We start from the raw sequence: 14,800 nt of genomic DNA on the forward strand, positions 1-14,800 counted from the left end.
GTCTTCGGGCCGTTGACCACCACCTCGGCGAACCGAACGGCGTGCTCATCGGTGCGCAGCTGCCCCCTCGGCTCGCCGGTGTCCGGGTCGCGGCCAGCCACCCAGGTCTCGTAGGCGTCGCCGGTCAGCGGCCCCAGCTCGGCCACGCGACCATCCGTTGTGGTGAAGCGACGGGCGACGCCGGTGCCCTCGGTGAGGTAGTAGTCGTCGACCCGGCCGCGGTCGGCCTCCACGTAGTGCCGGGCAGCCACCGGCGCGCCGGCGTAAATCTTCATTCCGCCGTGCATCTTCAACGCCACCCGACAATGACCAACGAGTCACCCCTAGAAACGCCGATGGGCCCCGCGAAGCGGGGCCCGAGCTACCTCCGAAGGTAGCATTCGTGCCGTTCTTCAGCAAAGGCTTGTGCGGTTTTGGTAAGCGCTTGGAGTCGATACAAGAAGGCTGGAGGGGTTCGACTCATTGGTTACTCGTGACAATCACTGATTGCTTGCAGAATGCCGACTTAACGGTTCTTGACGATCATGACTTCGGGTTCGCGTCGGCACCGTGCGGTCCGGTCGGTCCCAGGGCCCTCCGGGTGCTCACGGCGAGGGCCCCGCCGTCCGGCCGCTACCCGGCGCGGTGACACCCATGGCCGATGAGGTTCGTCCGTGACCAGACGGGGGCACCCCCGCGACGCCGAGATGGAACGTCGCCCGTGTCTCGGGCCTTTCGGTATACCGGCCAGCCCTAACCTTGATCTTTCGTGATCTTGTCGGGGTTCATGATCGTCGGGGTTCTGAGCCCGCGTGGGCGTGAGGATGACATCGGGGTGTGACGGTTCGCCCGAGGTGGCTCGGGTGGGCGCCGGTTCCACTGGTCGGCCGGGTTTCTCGGGTCGTTGGGTCTGAGAGCCGGTGGTCAGCCGGCTACGGCTGGTGGCGGTGAGCCGGTCAGTCTGGCCAGGGCGTCGAGCGCTGCCAGGGCGAGCGCGGTGAACGGCGCGTTCGCGGCGAGGTGGAGCAGCCGCTGGCGTCCGGTGCGGGCTGCTCGGGCGGGGATGGAGAACAGTCGCAGCCGGAGCTTCTTGGGTTCCCACCTGCGGGCGTCTCCGTTTCCGGGGTGCCCGGTGAGCGCGAGGGTTTGCATCCAGGCGGTCAACGCGCAGGCCAGCGCGACGATGGCGCACCAGATCTTGTTCTGGTCGAGGTCGTGCAGCGGCAGGTTGGTCAGCCCGGTGTCCTTCGCGCAGCGGATGCGGTCCTCGCAGCGGGCGCGGCGGCGGTGCCGCAGCTCGAGTGCGGCCAACTGTCCGCGGCTGGTGTTGGTGGCGAACGCGGTCACCCGCAGGCCGTCGAGGTCTGTGATCCGTAGCTGCGCGCCGGGGTGCGGGCGTTCCTTGCGGACGATGATCCGCATCCCGGCCGGCCAGGAGGACAGATCGAACAGGTCGGTGACTTCGGCGACCCAGGCGCCGGGCCGGACCTGCCCGTGGGCGTCGTAGGCCGGATCCCACACGTCATCGGGGATCGCGGCGAGCTTGGCTTGGATAGCGGCGAGGTCGCCGGGCAGGGTGAAGCCCACCGAGTAGGACAGCCGGCGGCGGGTCAGCCAGGCGAGTAGCTCGTGGGTGCCGCCGGCGCCGTCGATACGGACCAGCACCTTCTTGCCGCGGGTGTGCCCGCCGGGTAGCTGCGCCAGGGCTGCCTTCAGCACGGTGAGGTGGTCGGTGACAGTGTTGGACCCGGCGTTGCCCTTGCGCAGCAGGAAGGCCAGCGGCTCACCGGTGCCCTCGGCGCCGTGGTCGACAAACGCCCACAGCGGGTGGAACCCGAAGCCGCGCTTGAACGTCGGGGCGGCCGCTTCCTTCTCCGAGTGCGCGGTCACCAGGGTGGCGTCCACGTCGATCACCACCGGCGCCGCAGCGTCGGCGCCGGAGTCGGGGGCGTGCTCCCCGGCCAACGACCAGGCAGCGGTGCGTGCCGCGGCGCGGGCGGTGTTGATCGCCGCGAGCGCGGCCGGGGCGTCGGCGGCCAGCGTGTCGATGCAGCGGGACACCGTCGGGTCCGACGCCACCGCTCCGAACACCTCGGGAGCCGCGCGTAGCTGGGCGATGTCGGCCAGGCAGTCCCCGCCGATCGCCAGCGACACCGCCAGGTCCAGCAGCACCTTGCCGGGATCGTGGACGGCCAGCGGCTTACGCCACGGCGCCAGCGCCTGGCGCAGCTCCTGGGGAAGACCGACGGTCTGCGCCGTGCGCAGCAGCAACGTCGACCCGGCGTGAGCCACCACCGAGGCGCCGGCCCCGTCGATGGCCGGACGCGGGTAGTACAAGGTAGGTTTCTTCACCTGGAAGGTGCTCCTCGATCTACGCTTCTCGGTTCCTCGACAGTCCCGATTATCGCAGGTCAGGGGCACCTTCCGTTTAATCAACTTTGCGCTATGCAGTCCCGACATGAAAGCCCCGGGCTAGCGAGGTGACGCCGATGACGGTCCGACCGTCGTCCTCCGATGCTGACCGCTTCTCCGGTTTCGGTCATTGGCGTGATGCCATCTGTGAACACATCGTCGAGCTGCGGGCGCACACGGTCGGCACTCCGGATTCAACGAGCTTCACGGGTGGGATCGTGCGCAACTCGATGGACGGACTGCAGGTCAGCTCCGTGATCGCGGACGCGCACGAGGTGGTGCGCACTCCCCGGCTGATCAGCCGATCCGACAACGACGACCTGTTTCTCACCGTGCTCGTGGCTGGTGACGGGATGTTCGAGCAGGCGGGCCGGTGCGCGGTGCTCGCCCGGCCTGGTGACTTCGTGCTCCTCGACAGCTCCCGTCCCTACCGTGGCCGCCTCAACGGCCGGTCGCGGCAGGTCGTCGTGCGGGTGCCGCGCAGTCGGCTCGCCGTCTGGTTGCCGCGTTTCGAGCAGGTCACCGCCGTCACCGTCAGCGGGGCCAGCGGGGTCGGCGCCATGGCATCGGGCTTGCTGCGCTCCTTGCCGCTCTACGGCGAGGAGACCGGCCCGATGCCATCGCTGGCCGGGCCTGTCTATGACCTCGTGGCGGCTGCGCTCTACGCGAGAGGACGCGGAGGCGTCGAGCGCGAGTCGGTTCGCGCCTCGCACTTGGGGCGGGCCCGCAGCTTCATACGGCAGAACCTGGACGACCCGACTCTCACCCCCGCGTTGGTCGCGAAGGGCAGCAACGTGTCGCTGCGATATCTCTACGCACTGTTCGAGTCCGACGGCACGTCACCGGCCAGATGGATCCTGGAAGAGCGATTGGCCCGGGCGGACGCACTGCTCGTCGACCCGAGGTGGGAAGGGAGAACGATCGAGGAGATCGCCCTTCGTGTCGGGTTCAGTCAAGCGGCGCACTTCACCCGCACGTTCAAGACGAGGTACGGCATCACCCCGAGCCGGCGTCGCCGCGCGTGACGCCGGCACAGCGCACCGTGGTGCAAGTGCCGGTGCGCTGACGGTCAAGACGGCCGTCCGCGCTGCTCCTACGTTGACCGAACATCGACGAGGGGAGTTCGCCATGGGGCGGGTACAGGACAAGGTCGCATTCATCACCGGTGCGGCGCGCGGACAGGGCCGCAGCCACGCCATTCGACTGGCCGAGGAGGGCGCCGACATCATCGCGATCGACGCGTGCCAGGACTTCGACACTGTCGGCTACGCGATGGCGACCGAGGAGGATCTCGCCGACACGGTGAAGGCCGTGGAGGCATTGGACCGGCGCATCGTGGCGATCAAGGCAGACGTCCGCAATCCGGACGCGTTGCGCACGGCAGTGGACGACGGTGTCGCGCAGCTCGGCAGGCTGGACATCGTCGCCGCCAACGCGGGCATCTGCACGGTGCAGCGTTGGGACGAGGTCACCCCGCAGATCTGGGCCGACACCATCGACGTCAACTTGACCGGTGTCTGGAACACCTGCGTCGCGGCCATCCCCCATCTGCAGACATCGGGGGGCGGCTCGATCGTCATCACCAGCTCCACGTCGGGCATCAAGGGGCAGCCGTGGCTCGCGCCGTACGTCGCGGCAAAGCACGGGATCGTGGGGCTGATGCGCTCGCTGGCCAACGAGCTCGCCGACCAGCACATCCGGGTCAACACCATCCACCCTGCCGGCGTCGACACGCCGCTGGTCGCCGGGCTGGGCGGGATGAACAAGTTCATCGAGCAGAGCCCCACGTTGGGCCCGATCTTCATGAACACCATGCCCGTCGAGATGGTGGACCCGGTGGACATCAGCAACGCGCTGCTCTACCTGGCCTCTGACGAGGCCCGGTACGTCACCGGTCTCGAGATGAAGGTCGACGCAGGCTGCACCATTCGGTGACGTGAGGAGAGCGGCCCCGCGGGGTCGACCCGGCCCGGCGGTGGCTCCCCGGTCGAGTCGGTGTGGGTCACAGGAAACTCGTCGGGAGTGCTCTCGCGGGGTCGTGGGTCCGGTCCCCACGGAACGGCACTCCGTTGACGTGCGATCCACCCTTCGCGCGAAGCGCCTCAGTGTGGGGCTGAGGCGCTTCGCCCGGCCTCATGGCTGTCCAGCCACGCCTCGCTCGGAAACTGAGGAAGGCCCCGGGCGACATGCCGGGCGCGGCCGCTCCGCCGACGTGACCGAGCCTGATCTCGGAGGGCGGGCGCGGCCCGCCCTCCCCGCACCCGTCATCACCGCACCAGCATCGAGGAGCCATGACCACCGTTTCCCACAGGACCGTCGAGGGCAGTCCGCTGGCCGGCAGCCGGGCCACCGGCGACAGCTCGGTCGTGGACCTCCGCGACCGGATCGCCGCCCACGTCGTCGGTCGGGAGGGCGAGCTCGAGCTGCTGCTCGCTACCGTCGCCGCCGGACGGGATGTGCTGATCGAGGGCCCGCCCGGGACGTCGAAGACCACGCTGCTGCGGGCCATCACCGCCGAGTGGGGCATTCCGCTGGTCTTCGTCGAGGGCAACGCCGACCTCACGCCGTCCCGGCTGGTCGGTCACCACAACCCGGCGCGCGTGCTGCGGGAGGACTACACCGAGGACAACTTCGTGCCCGGGCCCCTGGTCGAGGCGATGCGCACCGGCGGCTTCCTCTACGTCGAGGAGTTCAACCGGGCGCCCGAGGACACCCTCAACACCCTGCTGACCGCCATGGCCGAGCGGCAGATCACCGTGCCGCGCGTCGGCACGATCGAGGCGCTGCCCACGTTCCGGGTCGTGGCCTCGATGAACCCCTACGACAACATCGGCACGACGCGGCTGTCCTCTAGCGTGCACGACCGGATGAGCCGGCTGGCGGTCGGCTACCAGGACGCCGACGCGGAACGCGGCATCGTCCGGTTGCGCACCGGGGTGCGCAACGAGCGGCTCGTCACCGACGCCGTCGCGCTCACCCGCGCCACCCGCGAGTGGGATGGCGTGACGCAGGGAAGCAGCGTGCGCGGCGCCATCGACGTCGCGCTGATCGCCACCCAACTGGCGGAGATGCGCGGCGTCGACCTGCCCGAGGCCCCCGGCGACACCCCGCCGCGGAACCTGCCCGAGGAGTACACCTCCCTGGTGCTCGACGCGATGCTGGTCGGGCTCTCCGGCCGCATTCACCTCGACGCCACGCTGGAGGCCGGCCCCGAGGCGGTGCTCCGGAAGATCTGGGAGGACCACTTCCTGTTGCAGCCGGCGGCCGCCGAGCCAGGTTGAAGAGCCGTCGAGGCCGACTCGCCGCTGACCCGGCGGACCCAGTCGGCGGATCGGCCGCGGTGGAAGCCGCTGCGCCGCAAGCCCAAGCAGCTGACCGAGGAGCCCTCGTTGTTCGAGCCGTCGGGCTCGGGCGCCGGGTCCCTCGTGCTCGCCGGCGGTGATCGGCGCCGCGGCCGCCCCGAGGGGACCCGCCCGGGTACGACGACGCCCGGTGAGACCGACGAGCCGGCCGAGGTGATCGCCCTGGCCGACCTCGACGCCGGGGCCGACGCCGTCGAGGCGAGCACCCGGCAGCGCGCCCGCGAGATCGCCCAGCGCCTGGCGGTGCCCGCGCCGCGGCGGGACCGGGCCGCTCGGCGGGCCGTCGGCAAGCTGGCGAGCCTGCCCTACCGGGGGGCGGCCGACGAGATCGATCTGGACCGGACGTTGGAGAACCTGGCCGGCAAGCCCTTCCCTGAGGACGAGGACGTGGTCGTCCGGGAACGGATCCGCCAGCGCCGGTCAGTGGTGCTGGTCGTGGACGTCTCCGGCTCCATGAAGGGCGAGCGGGTGCGGACGGCGGCCGCGGCGGTCGGTGCCCTGGCCGGCGAGCTGGCTCATGACCGGCTGGCCGTCGTCGCTTTCTGGTCCGACGCCGCGGTCCTCGCCCGGCTCGGGGAGCCGGTCGAGCCGCTGGAAATCCTCGACACCCTGCTCCGGGTGCCGGCCCAGGGCTTGACCAACGTCTCGTTCGCCCTGGAGGTGGCCGGTCGGCAGCTCGCCGGCGTCCTCCCCCGTGATGCCCGCGTCCTGCTGCTCTCCGATGCCGTGCACAACGCCGGGCCGGACCCGCGGGCGGTGGCCGCCCGGCTGCCCCGGCTCGACGTCCTGCTGGACACCTCTGGGGAGAAGGACGTCGACCTCGGCCGCGATCTCGCCCGGGCCGGTCGCGGGCAGCTGCGGCTGATCCGTGATCACCGGGACGTCGCCGGCGCGCTGAGCGCGGTGTTCGCCGACTGATCGCGGCGTGGACCGGGCAGAGTGGCCTCCATGAGGCTCGGGAATGCCACATGGATGGACGTGGACTGCCCGCGTGCCGGTGCCCTCGTCGTGCCCCTGGGTTCGCTCGAGCAGCACGGGCCGCACCTGCCGCTCGACACTGACGCGTTCATCGCCGACTCGATCGTCGATCGGCTGCAGGCGCGTCGGCCGGCCGCCGCGATCGCACCGCTGCTGCCCCTGGGAGCCAGCGGCGAGCACGCCGACTTCCCGGGGACCCTCTCGATCGGCACGGCCGCCACGACCGCGGTCGTCGTCGAGTTGGTGCGGCACGCCTCGGGGCACTGGCCGGCGGTGCTGGTCGTCAACGGGCACGGGGGAAACGACGAGGCACTGCGGGCCGCGGCCCGCACGTGTGCCTACGAGGGACGCCGGTTGGCCGTCGTCCACCTGTCGCTGGCGGGCATGGACGCGCACGCGGGGCGAGCCGAGACCTCGATCATGCTGCACCTTGCCCCCGAGCGCGTTCGGCTGGACCTGGCTGAACCCGGTACGACAGCACCGCTGGCCGAACTGCTGCCGCGGCTGCTGAAGGACGGCGTGCGCGCGGTGAGCCCCAACGGCGTGCTGGGCGACCCGACGGAACCAGCGCGGAAGAGGGCCACCGGCATGTCGACGCGCTCGTCGCGAAGGCGGTGGCCGCATACGACGCCTGCTCGGTCACCACCGACGGCGGACCGTCGGCCACCGGACTTGCGGGCACAGCACCCCGGGCCTCCTCGCCGTGACGGCGCTCAGCAGGACGCCGGTGCCGTAGGCCGCGTCCTCGATCAGCCGTAGGGCCGCGTACGACACGGGGCCGATCGCCGGCCGGCTGCGGACGTGCTCGAGCGCGATGGGAGCGAGCATGGCGACGGCCGCTGACGCCGCCACGGGTGATCGCCGGGCACATGCCACGGCGGCCCATCCCACCGGCCACCACTCGCGCCGGAGCGCGTGCCCAACTGCCAGCGCATCGGCGAGCACGCCCTTCCCGGCCACGACGGCCGTGAGCCACGGCGGCGCCTCCACCTTCCCGAGTCGGCGATGCAACAGCACCGTCGACGCTGTCGTGACGCCGGCCGCCGCGCCGAGCCAGCGGCCCAGGAGCAGTGCCACCGTGGCGACGTTCCAGGCCGAGGGGCGGACCGGTGCCAGCCGGCCCGGTTGCCGCCGGTCCAGCGGCCCCGCGGAGCTTCCGTACTGCAGACGGCGACGGGCCCATTCCAGGGGCCGAACGCGAATCTCGTGGTGCACCTCGACGCTCGGGTCATAGCGCGCGTGCCAGCCGGCGTCCGATACGCGCCACACAAAATCCACGTCCTCGCCGACCCGCATTCCGGCGTCGAATCCCGTTTCCGCCACTGCGGCGCGGCGGACGACGAGGGCCGCCGACGGCAGATAGCCGAGCGGCCCGCCGTCCCGCACGAGGTGCGGGTCTGGGCCCATGTCCAACGCCGATCGCATTTCCTCGTACCGGGCGAACAGCGAGGTGCCCGACGGACGAGGGCGCACCCGCGGCGCGACCATCCCGACCCGGGGGTCATCGAAGTGGGGAAGGAGGCCGTCCAGCCAGCCCGGTGGCACCGTGCAGTCGGAGTCGACGAAGGCGAGGAACGGCGTGCCCGCGGCCGCCGCCCCGGTGTTGCGCGCGGCGCCCGGCCCGCGGTTGGCCGAGTGCCGGATCAGCCTGGCTCGATGAGTGTCCGCGACCCGGCGGACGGCGTCGGCCCGGGTCGACGCGTCGTCGACGACGATGACGTCCAGCCCAGCCAGGCTCCGCAGGCACGCGTCGGGGAGGTCCACCCGGTCGAAGGCCGGCACGATGACCGTGACGGCGGCGACCGGGCGGGGCTGCACGATGGGGTGCGCAAACCCGCGCTGGACCAGCAGGTACGCGACCGTGCGCTCCAGCCCTTCCGCCGGCAGCAGCCCTTGGTCGCCGACGGCGAAGAGACGTCGCGCGAAGGGGCGGGCGGGCGGTGACAGACGCGTGACGCCCCAGGGCGCACCACCGGTAAGGAACGCGTCGCCGGCTCGGAGGCGAGCCCGGCCGTCCCGGACGACGCGCGCGCCGGGCGGCAGCCGGCCGGCCGGCGGTCTCGCGGGCTCCTTCCCGGAGGGACGGTCGCTGACGAGCACGTCAGGTGTCCTCCGCGATCAGGTCAGCCGCTCGCCAGGCCGCGGCCATGACGGGTGCGGCCATGGCGCCGGCGGGCGGAGTGGGGAACACCGAAGCGTCGACGATCCGCAGTCCCGGGGCACCGCGCACCCGGAGGCGCGCGTCCACCACGTCCGCATCGGTCGGCCCCATCGCACAGGAACCGACGGCGTGGAAGATCCCCATCCCCGTGGCCAGCGCATATGTCACGACGTCGTCGGAGGAGCGGACCCCGGGGCCGGGAACGAGCTCCTCGATCACGAGCGCGGCCAACGGCGACGTCGCAAGGAGCTCGCGCTCCCAGTCGAGCACGCGGGCGGCCAGATCGCGGTCGCCCTCCGACTGCAGGAAGCGGGCCTCGACGAACGGTGGGGTGTCGGCGGCCGCGCTGCTGATGTGCACGGAGCCTGCCGTCGAGGGGCGCAGCGCGTACCCCTGCACCAGCACGCCCGCATGCGGCGCGGGTCGGACGCCGGTGTCGTCGGTCGCCAGCGGCCGGAAGAGCACCTGCGTGTCGGGTCGCGCGGAGCCTGCCCCATCGACGCCGCCGGCGCAGATCAGCGCGGCCAGCTCGTACGCGCCGGCCCCGACCGGCCATCCGCGGTCCACGAGGTAACGGCCGACGGCGATGAGCCGTTTGGCCGGGGTGTCGAGCCGGGGACCCAGCCCCACACCGGGGTGCAGGCGTGCCTTGACGGTGATGAGCGCTGCTCGATCAATCGCCTTCCGACGCGCGGGCTCTCCACGCGCTTGGGGACGCCGGCCGTGCGCAGGACCTCGGGATCCCCGATGCCCGATCGCTCGAGCAGCAGGGGGACTCGAGCGCTCCGGCGGCGACGATGACCTGGCGACGGGCCGTCACGTCCAGACGTTCGCCCCGCCGTCGCACCCGCACCCCGACGGCACGCGGACCGTCGAAGAGGAGGTGTCCGGCCCGCGCGTCGTCCGCCACCACGAGGTTCGGGCGTCGCCGTGCCGGAGCCAGGAAGGCCGACGCGGCGTCGACGCGCAGGCCATGCCGGATGGTGACCGACGTGGGGCCGATGCGAGCGCCGTCCACCCCGTTGACATCATCGACCAGCGGGATCCCCATGGAGGCGACTGCGCCACAGATCGCCTGCAAGACCGCGTCGTCGGCCTTGGTGACGGAGACCGGCAACGGGCCTCCGGCGCCGCGGTCAGGCGACGCGCCGAGGGCATGGTCCTCCATCGCCAGGAAGGCCGGCAGCATGTCCGCCCACGCCCACCCGGGATTCGCCGCGGCTAGGTCGTCGTAGTCCACGGGGTCGCCGCGGGAGTAAAGCATCCCGTTGAGCACCGTGGAGCCGCCGAGAGCTTTACCGCGCAACCAGGTCTCCTGACCGGAGCCGTTTACCCGCACGGGATAGCGATGCGTGTACCGAGCGCTGCGCATGGCCGCGTAGAAGCTCTTCGGCACCCGGAACCATGGATTCCGGACCGGGCCTCCGTGCTCCACCAAAACGACGGACACTGTCGGGTCGCGGGAAAGCCGCTCGGCGAGGACGCAGCCGGCGGCGCCGGCCCCCACCACGACGTAGTCCGCCCGCATGGTCACAGGATGCCAGCGGTTCGCGATTCGGTGACTTCGAGTGAGTCACCACGAGTCAAGGGGACATGTGCGTACAAGCAGACGGCGACCGAGTTCCTCGATTCAATCGGATACGACGCCTATGACGTCGGCGGGCTGTCCGGGAGCTGGCGTTCACCCGCGTCTACGGCTCCGCAGTCCGGAAAGTTCGAGGCCCCCAGGCCCGCCACTGCGGATCGGCGGTGAGCGCCTCGACCTGCTCGCCGATCTGGTCGTGCAGGGCGGCGATCCTCGCTGCCTGCGCGGCGTCGGTTGCCTCCCGCTGCGCCGGACTCAGCTGCGGCCGCCGGCTCCGGCTGCACCTGCCTGTCCGATTGCTGCTCGTGCCGCTGGCCGCGCTGCTGTGTGTGCTGTTGGTGTTGGTCATCTGGACCCTCCCGGAACTGGAGCCGAAGCCGGTACGGGAGGGACTGTGGAACGGGTGTCCTGCCACCCATTCCCCCCGGCCCGTCCGGCACAGAGCTCTGCTCAGGGGCCGGGAGCGGCGGCGGGGGACGACCGGACCAAGACTGCTTCCGCAGCGGAGCGCCCGAAGGGCGGAAGGATCTTGGTCCGGTCGGGAGGAGACGGCGCGGGAGGCCCCTACGCTGAGCTGCCGGACGGGTCGCGGGATCAGCAAGGACAGCCCCGCCGCAGGCGGACCTTGACGACGGCGCAGCCGGCGCCACGCGCAGCGTGGCCCGAAGGGTGCTCCTGGCCCGCCCCAGCGGCCGTGGCGCGAGGACGATGCCGGCGCGCCCACCGATCAGGGAGCCTTGCCCACCCGACACGTCGCCGAGGGCCGTGGCGGGCCGGTCACCGGCTCCGCGGTCCTGCCGCGCTCCGGGTGCGGTGTCCAGCGCCATGGGTCGAGCGTGGCCAGGCCGGCGCCCGCCCGGTTGTTGTGGACGAGGAGCGGCTGTCCACACGGACCACTTGCGCAGGAGCGCCCCGATGCTCACGGCCAGCATCGGCTGACTGGAGGACAACAGGAGGACAACTGGAGGACCCCCCGGTCAGCAGCGGACCTCCAGTCCTGTGGGCACACGGGTCCCCTGACGGTCGTCGGCCTACCGGAGAACGGCTTCACAAGCGCGGGCGGCGCAGATCGGTCAGCGACAGCGTCGCGGAGGACAACCGAGGCAGCGGCAGGAGAAGGACCGGAGACGAACTGGAGGCGGGTCCCGGGAATGCTTATCGGGACGGGGCCGAACCCGGCCGCAGGAGCGCGGCTGTCCCCCGACGGTCCCGGCGCCGCCTCCGGCGTCGGCAGATGAAGGGCCTCCATCGCTGGCGGGTGACACGCCAGGGGCGCACTACAGGAGAAGAACTGGAGGTAGTCCGACAAGGCTGGCTGTGCAGTGTCACCACCGGGCCCGAAATGGCGCCTTCTGTGGTGAAGGCACTCACCACCGACGACCCCCCGGGGAGCCAGCCATGCCCGACCTCACCGCCGACCACGAGCCCGAGTTGCTCACCATCACCGAGGCCGCGGACGTGCTCCGCACGCCGGTCGCCACCCTCCGGTACTGGCGACACCGGAACATCGGCCCGAAAAGCTTCCGACTCGGCCGGCGCGTCCTCTACCGCCGCGCCGACCTGCGCACCTGGATCGACGGACAAGCAGACCAGTCCCCGCGCCGATAGCCCCGCGCCTCCAGAGGAAGCGGCTGCACGGGATGCGCTGCGGCTCCGAACTCCGGGCACACGGCGGGGCCTTGCGGCCAGCCCCGGCTGTGGACAACGACGGTCGTCCACCGAAGCCAACCGGGACAGGCCGGGGCAGCGCTGGAACGGCGACGCTCACGTCACCGAGAGGAGGAGTCATGGGATGGATGGGCCCGGTCGTAGACGACCAGGAGCACGAGGGCTGGGTGGTGCCGCTGTTCGCCGACGGCGCGCAAGGCGCCGGCACCAGCAGCGCCCGCGGTCTGCTGGTGGCCCGCCGACCCGACGAGGGGCCGTGCAACGGCGACCGGGTGCGGCTGACCTACCGCGACGGCTCCACCGCCGAAGGCGTCTGGCAGGACAGCACACTTCTCCGTGGCGACGGGATCGCGCACGCCCACACCAGCGGCCAGGTTCTCCTCGAGGTGACCGAGCAGGCGGAGGAGTGGCGCCCGGACGCCGCGGTCGTCGGCTGGGCCGCCGGCTGCACCTGCGGCTGGCGCGGCACCCCCTGGACCCGCGTACCACCGGAGCTGGCCGACCCCGCGGCGCGGCGGCTCGCCGTCACCGGCCCGTGGGCCGACCTGGAGGCCGCCGACGAAAACCGGGTGATGCAGGACTGGCGCCGCCACATCGCCGGATGGCAAGCCCCTCGAGGACGTCGAGGCGGCCGCCGCCCGGCAGGCCGCCGCCGCCCGCTCGCTGGACGAGGCGGTGCGCACCGCACTCGCGGCCGGAGCCGCGTGGGCCGACATCGGCCGGGCCGCCGGCATGACCGGCCCGGTCGGCCACCGAGCGGTGGTCCGCCCATGACTGAGCAGCCGACCGGCCACCCCGGACCAACCGCCGGAACCCAGCCGGGGCAGCGCGCCATGCTCGTCGTCGACCTCGACGGCGAGCCGCTGGCGCCGCTGCGCGCCCTGGAGGAGATCCTGCTGTGCCTGGGCATGTGGGAGGACGACGACCGGCGGAACCCGAGCGCCGGCACCGAACCACTGCGGTTGCCGCCGCCGCTGGCCGACCGGGTCGCTCTCGCCGCCGTGCAGCGCCTGCTCACCGCCCTGGCGCCCACCCAGTAGCGGGGCCAGGGTGCGGCCGGCTGCTCGCCCCGGACGGCCGCTACGAGCACGCGCCGATGACCGTGCTCACCTTGCCCGCTGCCGACGTCGACCTGCTCTCCGCGACCGCCGCCGCCCTCGGCCACCCCGGACTGCACCCCGACATCACCGAGCTCGTCGACGCCCACGCCGAGCAGCTCGCCGGCGGCTGCCGCTCGGGCGGCCGCATCGAGCTGGTCTCGCTTCTCGCACGGCTGGCCGGCCTCTGCTCGACCTCGCCCCCACCGACGAGACCCGACTGCTCACCGCCCGGCTTCGGGCCACCCCGCCCGGCATCGACTGCGTACTCAGCGACCCCGAGGAAGCCGCCCACGCCCGCACCGCCGACCGCATGAACCACATCTGGGCCCACGGCTCCGGCATCGACCGCTACCTCTACTGAATCCGTGCTCTTTCGCATCGCCGCGTGACGTCCTCAGGAAGACCCTCACGGCCGCGCGGTCGTCCGCCGGGCAGGTCGGGATACGGGTGTGCCGTACTGGATCCGCGGCGAACCTCCCAGCCGCAGCCAGGCGAACACGCACACCGCGATGAACGGCCGGAAGCACGCCGGGGCGGCGAAGAGCGCGCGCCCGACCTCCTCGACGGCGAGAATGGTCATGTCCGCAGCCGGCCTTGCGCGCTCCTGGCAACGGCAGGCCGGACGACAGGTTTGCCTGGATGACTCCTCAGGTGACGATGCTGCCGGCGCTGACAGCGAGGGTGACACCGGTGACGTACCGGCCCTCATCGGAAGCCAGGTAGAGCAACGCCATTGCCGCCGTCGATCATGTGGGGGATGGCGGCCTTGCAGGTCTGCCACTGACCCGTCAGGTTGACGTCGATCATGTCCTGCCAGACCTCTTCGGGCATCTCCCACGCCCGGTAGGGGCTGGAGCCGAGGCCGGCGTTGGCGGCGGCGATGTCCAACCGCCCCAACTGCGCCACGCCGTCGTCCACGGCGGCCTTGAGCCCGTCGTAGTCCCGGATGTCGACCTTGTGCGTGATGATCCGCCGGTCCAGCGCCTCCACCTGCCGTGCCGTCTCTGCGAGATCCGCCTCGGTGGGGAACTCGTAGCTAATGTTGCGGACCGGTTCGCAGATGTCGACGGCGATAATGTCCGCGCCCTCCTGGGCCAGCCGCACCGCGTGTGAGCGGCCCTGCCCGCGAGCGGCTCCGGTGATGAATGCGACCTTGCCTTCAACACGTCCAGACATGGATGCCTCCTGCCGATAAAGTTCGCCGACGTCGGCCCACGAACGCTCGATGAATGCCCGGGAACCGGCTGTTGGCCTGGCTTTTCTATGGTCACCCTCGTGACGGGTTTAGGCAGGTCGAGAGGATCCGACGCCGAGCTCTCTAGCCGAAGTTCCGCAGCTGGCACGTGGAAGCAGCCATAACCCACAGCAAGCATGCGGTCATGCGTCAGGGATGACGACCGCGAAGCGTCAATTCCGTAGACACACGCGAGAGCGTGTAACGCTCGACAGGATGGGCGGGGCCGCCCGGCGACAGCGATACTTCCGGCAGGCTCGGCCGCCCTATGGGGAGCGGAGCCCTCGTCGTCCGGAGGGCGATCGATGAACAACCATCGCC

At 71.6% G+C, this 14,800-nt stretch carries 16 protein-coding genes; 8 read left to right on the forward strand and 8 right to left on the reverse strand.

The genetic code is table 11. From position 1 onward, the window contains the following. Together CRP29_RS18185 and CRP29_RS18190 are read right to left on the reverse strand one after the other, a co-directional pair. Window positions 1-275 (reverse strand): relaxase domain-containing protein (locus CRP29_RS18185; protein ID WP_245853019.1); only part of this gene is annotated, 275 nt, incomplete at its 3' end. A 628-nt stretch (window positions 276-903) separates the two neighbouring features. Then, entirely contained in the window at window positions 904-2,331 is a 1,428-nt protein-coding gene (locus CRP29_RS18190; protein ID WP_097196506.1) for an IS1380 family transposase, read from the reverse strand. Window positions 2,332-2,468: 137 nt separating this feature from the next. Here CRP29_RS18190 and CRP29_RS18195 point away from each other — a divergent pair, with 137 nt between their 5' ends. From CRP29_RS18195 to mftE, 5 genes are all read left to right on the forward strand, one after another. After that, a complete protein-coding gene (locus tag CRP29_RS18195; protein ID WP_097196507.1) occupies window positions 2,469-3,416 on the forward strand; it encodes an AraC-like ligand-binding domain-containing protein in 948 nt (315 codons plus the stop codon). Window positions 3,417-3,519: 103 nt separating this feature from the next. Further along, window positions 3,520-4,326 carry a mycofactocin-coupled SDR family oxidoreductase gene (locus tag CRP29_RS18200; RefSeq protein WP_097196508.1) on the forward strand — a complete coding sequence of 269 codons (807 nt, stop codon included), beginning with the start codon at window positions 3,520-3,522 and terminating at the stop codon, window positions 4,324-4,326. 356 nt (window positions 4,327-4,682) lie between these two features. After that, window positions 4,683-5,672 carry an AAA family ATPase gene (locus CRP29_RS18205; RefSeq protein ID WP_097196509.1) on the forward strand — a complete coding sequence of 330 codons (990 nt, stop codon included), beginning with the start codon at window positions 4,683-4,685 and terminating at the stop codon, window positions 5,670-5,672. 108 nt (window positions 5,673-5,780) lie between these two features. After that, complete coding sequence (locus CRP29_RS18210; protein WP_245853021.1) at window positions 5,781-6,671, forward strand: vWA domain-containing protein; 891 nt, start codon at window positions 5,781-5,783, stop codon at window positions 6,669-6,671. Window positions 6,672-6,701: 30 nt separating this feature from the next. Next, entirely contained in the window at window positions 6,702-7,490 is a 789-nt protein-coding gene (gene mftE / locus CRP29_RS18215; RefSeq protein WP_097196782.1) for a mycofactocin biosynthesis peptidyl-dipeptidase MftE, read from the forward strand. Here the strand turns inward: mftE and mftF are convergent. From mftF to CRP29_RS18235, 4 genes are all read right to left on the reverse strand, one after another. After that, on the reverse strand, window positions 7,371-8,831 hold the full coding sequence (mftF, locus tag CRP29_RS18220; protein ID WP_097196511.1) for a mycofactocin biosynthesis glycosyltransferase MftF: 1,461 nt from the start codon (window positions 8,829-8,831) through the stop codon (window positions 7,371-7,373). The two genes, mftE and mftF, sit on opposite strands and share 120 nt — an antisense overlap. Window position 8,832: 1 nt before the next feature. Further along, window positions 8,833-9,522, reverse strand: coding sequence for a GMC oxidoreductase (locus CRP29_RS18225; RefSeq protein WP_176523035.1), 690 nt, complete (start codon window positions 9,520-9,522; stop codon window positions 8,833-8,835). A 43-nt stretch (window positions 9,523-9,565) separates the two neighbouring features. Beyond that, a complete protein-coding gene (locus tag CRP29_RS18230; protein ID WP_141437170.1) occupies window positions 9,566-10,420 on the reverse strand; it encodes a GMC family oxidoreductase in 855 nt (284 codons plus the stop codon). A gap of 163 nt (window positions 10,421-10,583) precedes the next feature. Next, window positions 10,584-10,826: a hypothetical protein gene (locus tag CRP29_RS18235; RefSeq protein ID WP_176523036.1), complete on the reverse strand. Its 243-nt coding sequence runs from the start codon at window positions 10,824-10,826 to the stop codon at window positions 10,584-10,586. Between the two features lie 1,049 nt (window positions 10,827-11,875). Between CRP29_RS18235 and CRP29_RS18240 the strand changes: the two genes are divergently transcribed. From CRP29_RS18240 to CRP29_RS23355, 3 genes are all read left to right on the forward strand, one after another. After that, window positions 11,876-12,085: a helix-turn-helix transcriptional regulator gene (locus CRP29_RS18240; RefSeq protein WP_097196514.1), complete on the forward strand. Its 210-nt coding sequence runs from the start codon at window positions 11,876-11,878 to the stop codon at window positions 12,083-12,085. 179 nt (window positions 12,086-12,264) lie between these two features. Continuing rightward, window positions 12,265-13,185 carry a hypothetical protein gene (locus tag CRP29_RS18245; RefSeq protein ID WP_245853024.1) on the forward strand — a complete coding sequence of 307 codons (921 nt, stop codon included), beginning with the start codon at window positions 12,265-12,267 and terminating at the stop codon, window positions 13,183-13,185. A gap of 56 nt (window positions 13,186-13,241) precedes the next feature. After that, on the forward strand, window positions 13,242-13,559 hold the full coding sequence (locus tag CRP29_RS23355; protein WP_245853025.1) for a hypothetical protein: 318 nt from the start codon (window positions 13,242-13,244) through the stop codon (window positions 13,557-13,559). Between the two features lie 92 nt (window positions 13,560-13,651). On the opposite strand, the gene CRP29_RS22870 is transcribed toward CRP29_RS23355, so the two are convergent. Together CRP29_RS22870 and CRP29_RS18255 are read right to left on the reverse strand one after the other, a co-directional pair. Further along, the gene (locus CRP29_RS22870) at window positions 13,652-13,825 is read right to left on the reverse strand and encodes a hypothetical protein (protein WP_176523037.1); all 174 of its coding nucleotides are present in this window, start codon (window positions 13,823-13,825) and stop codon (window positions 13,652-13,654) included. Window positions 13,826-13,950: 125 nt separating this feature from the next. Further along, window positions 13,951-14,421 carry an SDR family NAD(P)-dependent oxidoreductase gene (locus CRP29_RS18255; RefSeq protein ID WP_097196515.1) on the reverse strand — a complete coding sequence of 157 codons (471 nt, stop codon included), beginning with the start codon at window positions 14,419-14,421 and terminating at the stop codon, window positions 13,951-13,953. Between the last annotated feature and the right edge of the window lie 379 nt (window positions 14,422-14,800).

Source organism: Blastococcus aggregatus (genome assembly GCF_900221005.1).
Classification (GTDB): Bacteria; Actinomycetota; Actinomycetes; order Mycobacteriales; family Geodermatophilaceae; genus Blastococcus; species Blastococcus aggregatus.

Bases quoted from the DNA above. Each gene is read 5' to 3' on its own strand.
- CRP29_RS18230 (WP_141437170.1), bottom strand. From the start codon at position 10,420: ATGCGGGCGGACTACGTCGTGGTGGGGGCCGGCGCCGCCGGCTGCGTC.
- CRP29_RS18255 (WP_097196515.1), bottom strand. From the start codon at position 14,421: ATGTCTGGACGTGTTGAAGGCAAGGTCGCATTCATCACCGGAGCCGCT.
- mftE (WP_097196782.1), top strand. From the start codon at position 6,702: ATGAGGCTCGGGAATGCCACATGGATGGACGTGGACTGCCCGCGTGCC.
- CRP29_RS22870 (WP_176523037.1), bottom strand. From the start codon at position 13,825: ATGACCATTCTCGCCGTCGAGGAGGTCGGGCGCGCGCTCTTCGCCGCC.
- CRP29_RS18240 (WP_097196514.1), top strand. From the start codon at position 11,876: ATGCCCGACCTCACCGCCGACCACGAGCCCGAGTTGCTCACCATCACC.
- CRP29_RS18205 (WP_097196509.1), top strand. From the start codon at position 4,683: ATGACCACCGTTTCCCACAGGACCGTCGAGGGCAGTCCGCTGGCCGGC.
- CRP29_RS18195 (WP_097196507.1), top strand. From the start codon at position 2,469: ATGACGGTCCGACCGTCGTCCTCCGATGCTGACCGCTTCTCCGGTTTC.
- CRP29_RS18235 (WP_176523036.1), bottom strand. From the start codon at position 10,826: ATGACCAACACCAACAGCACACACAGCAGCGCGGCCAGCGGCACGAGC.
- CRP29_RS23355 (WP_245853025.1), top strand. From the start codon at position 13,242: ATGACCGTGCTCACCTTGCCCGCTGCCGACGTCGACCTGCTCTCCGCG.
- CRP29_RS18200 (WP_097196508.1), top strand. From the start codon at position 3,520: ATGGGGCGGGTACAGGACAAGGTCGCATTCATCACCGGTGCGGCGCGC.
- CRP29_RS18245 (WP_245853024.1), top strand. From the start codon at position 12,265: ATGGGATGGATGGGCCCGGTCGTAGACGACCAGGAGCACGAGGGCTGG.